General features: G+C 40.4%; 2 protein-coding genes. Both read left to right on the top strand.

Annotated elements, in window-relative coordinates; genetic code table 11:
* On the top strand, positions 1 to 1,671 hold a 1,671-nt coding region (locus DDR33_RS26540), incomplete at its 5' end, for a SusC/RagA family TonB-linked outer membrane protein (RefSeq protein WP_238387599.1).
* A 12-nt stretch (positions 1,672 to 1,683) separates the two neighbouring features.
* The gene (locus DDR33_RS00005) at positions 1,684 to 2,172 is read left to right on the top strand and encodes a RagB/SusD family nutrient uptake outer membrane protein (RefSeq protein WP_109413718.1); all 489 of its coding nucleotides are present in this window, start codon (positions 1,684 to 1,686) and stop codon (positions 2,170 to 2,172) included.
* Positions 2,173 to 2,269: the final 97 nt, after the last annotated feature.

Raw genomic sequence — 2,269 nt, 5'->3', positions numbered from 1 at the left:
CTGAACTATGACTTTAAAAAGTTTTTAAACAGAAATCACAATTTGACACTGTTACTCGGAGAGGAGTATATCAGAACCAAGGAAGTCGTACTTACCAATAGTGTGCATGGGTTTCCGGAAACATTTGGTTTTGACCGTGCGAGAAAGCTCACTACACAGAGTAAAGAAACCCTGACACAGAATTTCTATTCTCCCGACGATAAGCTTTTTTCTTTATTCGGAAGAGTTAATTATGACTATAAAGGCAAATATTTGTTTGCTTCAACGTTTAGAGCAGATGCCTCTTCTAAATTTTCAAAGGCAAACAGATGGGGATTCTTTCCCTCCGTTTCAGGAGCATGGAGAATCTCTGATGAGGAGTTTCTAAGTGAGACTAAGTCCTGGTTATCCGACTTAAAGCTAAGAGCCAGTTATGGAGAAGCCGGTAATAATAGAATTCCGCCGGGACAAATGGTTCAATCCTTTGTGAGTAATTCCACAGTGTGGGTGAATGGCTTTAATAGCTATTGGGCGGCTTCCAAAACGATGGCAAATCCTGATTTGAAGTGGGAGACGACTGTTACTAAGAATATCGGGCTTGATTTTTCCTTGTTCAAAACAAGATTAAATGGAACTGCTGAACTTTATCAAAATAACACAAAGGATTTACTTTTGGAGTATTTTGTTGCGGGTACTGGTTATGATACCCAATATCGTAATTTGGGTGAAACAAGGAACAGAGGGGTGGAGTTCTCTTTAAACTGGAGCGCCGTAAGGAAAAAGAATTTTGATCTGACCGTTAATGCGAATATTGCATTTAACGAGAATGAAGTTCTTTCGCTTGGAGGACTTGATTTTGTTGCAGGAACTTCTGGCTGGGCGTCTTCAGATATCCCTGCTGATTTTTATGTAAAAGAGGGCCGGGCGGTTGGACGCATCTATGGTTATAAGAGCGAGGGCAGATACGAAGTTTCTGACTTTTCCTCATATACTAATGGCCGCTGGGTTTTAAAAGACGGGATCGCCAATGCCTCCGGTGTCATCGGTACAGTTCGTCCCGGATCTCTGAAGTTGAAGGATGTTTCAGACAATGGAAATAGTAATATCACTGACGCCGATATCGGTGTTATTGGAAACGTAAATCCAAAACATACCGGCGGCTTTAGTTTAACATCAAGAATATTTAGTTTTGATTTAGGTGCTTACTTCAACTGGAGCTATGGAAATGATGTATATAACGCGAATAAGATAGAATATACTTCGACCAGTAAGTTTAATTCAAGGAACCTTATTTCAGCTATGGAGAGTGGTAAACGCTGGACTAATTTGCGTGAAGATGGAACCATAAGCAATGACCTGGCGGAGCTTGAAGCTATGAATGCAGGTACAACTATGTGGTCTCCATTTATGAACAAGTTTGTTTTAACTGACTGGGCAATAGAAGACGGATCATTTCTTAGGCTAGGTACCCTCACTTTGGGATATACCTTACCTCGTTCGATTGCCTCAAAGTTGAAGATGAAAAGTCTGAGAGTATATGCTTCCGGATATAACTTGTGGTTATGGACAAACTATTCTGGTTTTGATCCTGAGGTTTCAACCAGGCGTAAGACACCTTTGACCCCCGGTGTTGACTATTCTGCGTATCCTAAAAGCAGATCGTACATTTTTGGTCTGAATGTTAATTTTTAAGCTACTAAAGAGATGAAAAAGATTGTTTATATAATTATAACCACATGCAGTATTCTTTTTATGAGCGGCTGCAAAGATATGTTGGAAGCACCAACTCAATCGTCACTAGATGAATCGGTAATTTTTTCAACACCTGCTCTTGCTGAAGGAGCTATTGCCGGAATTCTTCAATCCTTCGGTGAAACTAATTCGTACCGGGGAAGATTCCTGGTGTACTACGGTATTAATACTGATACTGAAATATTCAATACTCTAAGATCCAGTTCCGATCCTAAGGCTCAACTGTCAAATTACACGGCCACTCCCGGAAATACCCAGATGAATACGGACAATAATGCATGGGCAAAGTTTTATGAGGCGATTGAAAGAGCCAACATGGCTATTAAGGGTATCAGAAAATATGGAAATGTAGATCAAAATCCTCAGATGGCTCAAATATTAGGAGAGTTACTAACGCTGAGAGCTGTTGTATATAACGATCTAATTAGTGTCCGTCCATAAAGTCAGCCAAAAGAGAGCAGATTGAGCGCATTGGAAAAGCTCTTCAATCATAGGGCATTTCTTGCGGCATTGTCCTTGTTGCTCTTTTGCTGCTCTT

This window comes from Pararcticibacter amylolyticus, assembly GCF_003130405.1.
Taxonomy (GTDB): Bacteria; Bacteroidota; Bacteroidia; order Sphingobacteriales; family Sphingobacteriaceae; genus Arcticibacter; species Arcticibacter amylolyticus.
Note: the sequence above shows the minus strand (reverse complement) of the source record. Positions and strands in the feature narration are given on the sequence as shown.